The organism is Streptomyces zinciresistens K42 (genome assembly GCF_000225525.1).
Lineage (GTDB): Bacteria > Actinomycetota > Actinomycetes > Streptomycetales > Streptomycetaceae > Streptomyces > Streptomyces zinciresistens.
The window spans coordinates 1-1,839 of record NZ_AGBF01000419.1 but is presented as its reverse complement, the minus strand read 5'-3'; the positions used below and the strand labels follow the sequence as shown (position 1 = coordinate 1,839).

Genomic DNA, 1,839 nt, shown 5'->3' with positions numbered 1-1,839 from the left:
GCCGCCCGCCGCCCCCGCGGTGAGCGGCGCCCGCTTCACCGCGGTCGCGTCCCGGCCGGGGCGGTGCAGGCGGTGGCCCCGGACGCCGTGCAGCGCCTCGTCCAGGAGGCGGACCGGCTGATGGCCGGGCACGCCGAGTTCTTCGGGGTGGTGCGCCGCGACCTGGCCGACCCGGACTGGTGGTACGACCCGAGGACCGGGCGCCGGGCGCCGGGGGGCCACGCCTTCGACGTGCCGTACCGGGACGAGGAGGCGGCCGGGGACATCAAGCAGATCTGGGAGCCGTCGCGGCACCAGTACCTCACCGTGCTCGCCGCCGCGTACGCGCTCACCGGGGACGAGCGCTACGCCGAGCGGGTGGCGGCGCAGCTGCGGTCGTGGTGGGCGGCCAACCCGCCGCTGCGCGGGGTGCACTGGATCAGCGGCATCGAGCTGGGCATCCGGCTGGTGTCCTGGGTGTGGATCCGCCGGCTGCTGGAGGGCTGGCCGGGGGCGGCCGCGCTGTTCGAGGACAGTGCGGTGGCCCGCGCGCAGATCTGGCACCACCAGCGCTGGCTGGCCGCCTTCCCCAGCCGGGGTTCCTCGGCGAACAACCACGCGGTCGCCGAGGCGGCCGGACAGCTCGCCGCGGCCTGCGCGTTCGGCTGGTTCCCCGCCTCGGCGCGCTGGCGCGCGGGCGCGCTGCGGTCCCTGGAGCGGCATCTGCGCGCCAACACCTTCGGCTCCGGACTCAACCGCGAACTGGCCACCGAGTACCACGGGCTGGTGCTGGAACTGGGCCTCGCCGCGGTGGCCGAGGCGGACACCGCGGGGGTGGCGGTCCCCGCGGCGGTGCGGCTGGTGCTGCTGCGGATGACCGACGCGCTCGCGGCGGTCGTGGACGGCCGGCTGCGGCCGCCGCGCCAGGGGGACGCCGACGACGGGCACGGGCTGGTCCTGGACGGTCCCGGGACCGACCGGTGGGCCTCGCTCCTGGCGACCGGGGAGGCCGTGTTCGGCCGGCTGGCCTGGTGGCCGCGGGTGACGGGCACGGACGTGCGGACCCCGCTGCTGGCGGCGCTCCTCACCCGCGCGGCGCTGTCCGCGGCGCGCCCGGCGAGCAGGCCGGACCACTTCGCCGACGCGGGGCTGACCCTGCTGCGCGGTCCCGGGGAGATCTGGTGCCGCTGCGACGGCGGCCCGCACGGCTTCCTGTCGATCGCGGCCCACGCCCACGCGGACGCGCTGGCGGTGGAGGTGCGGCACGACGGGGTCGACGTGCTCGCCGACCCGGGGACGTACTGCTATCACGACCGGCCCGAGTGGCGGCGCTACTTCCGGTCCACGCTGGGCCACAACACGCTGACGCTGGACGGCGCCGACCAGTCCGCCTCGGGCGGTCCGTTCCTGTGGACCCGGCACGCCCGCAGCCGTGTACTGGCCGCCGAGACCTCCGGGGGCGTGGCGCGCTGGTGCGCCGAACACGACGGCTACCGGGGCAGTGTGCACCGCCGCAGGGTGGAACTGACCGCGGCGAGCCGGGAGGTGAGGATCACCGACGAGGTGCGCGGGCCGCGCAGGACCGTGCGGCTCGTGTTCCACCTCGGCCCCGGCGTCGCCGCCGACCTGGCGGGGAACCGGGCGGTGCTGACGTGGACACGCGACGGTGAGGGCCGCGGGGCGGTGCTCGACCTGCCGGACCGGCTGGACTGGCGGGCGCACCGCGGCGAGTCGCAGCCGCCGCTGGGCTGGTACTCGGCGGGCTTCGGACGCAAGGAGCCCGCGACCACGCTGGTCGGCACCGGCCGCAGCGACGCGACGGAGGGCTTCACCACCGTCCTCGGGTTCCGCGGCTAGGGG

The 1,839-nt window shown here is 77.2% G+C and carries 1 pseudogene; it reads left to right on the top strand.

Annotated features, from left to right (window positions below):
• Positions 1–1,836: pseudogene (locus SZN_RS36930) on the top strand (heparinase II/III family protein); the annotation flags it as partial.
• Between the last annotated feature and the right edge of the window lie 3 nt (positions 1,837–1,839).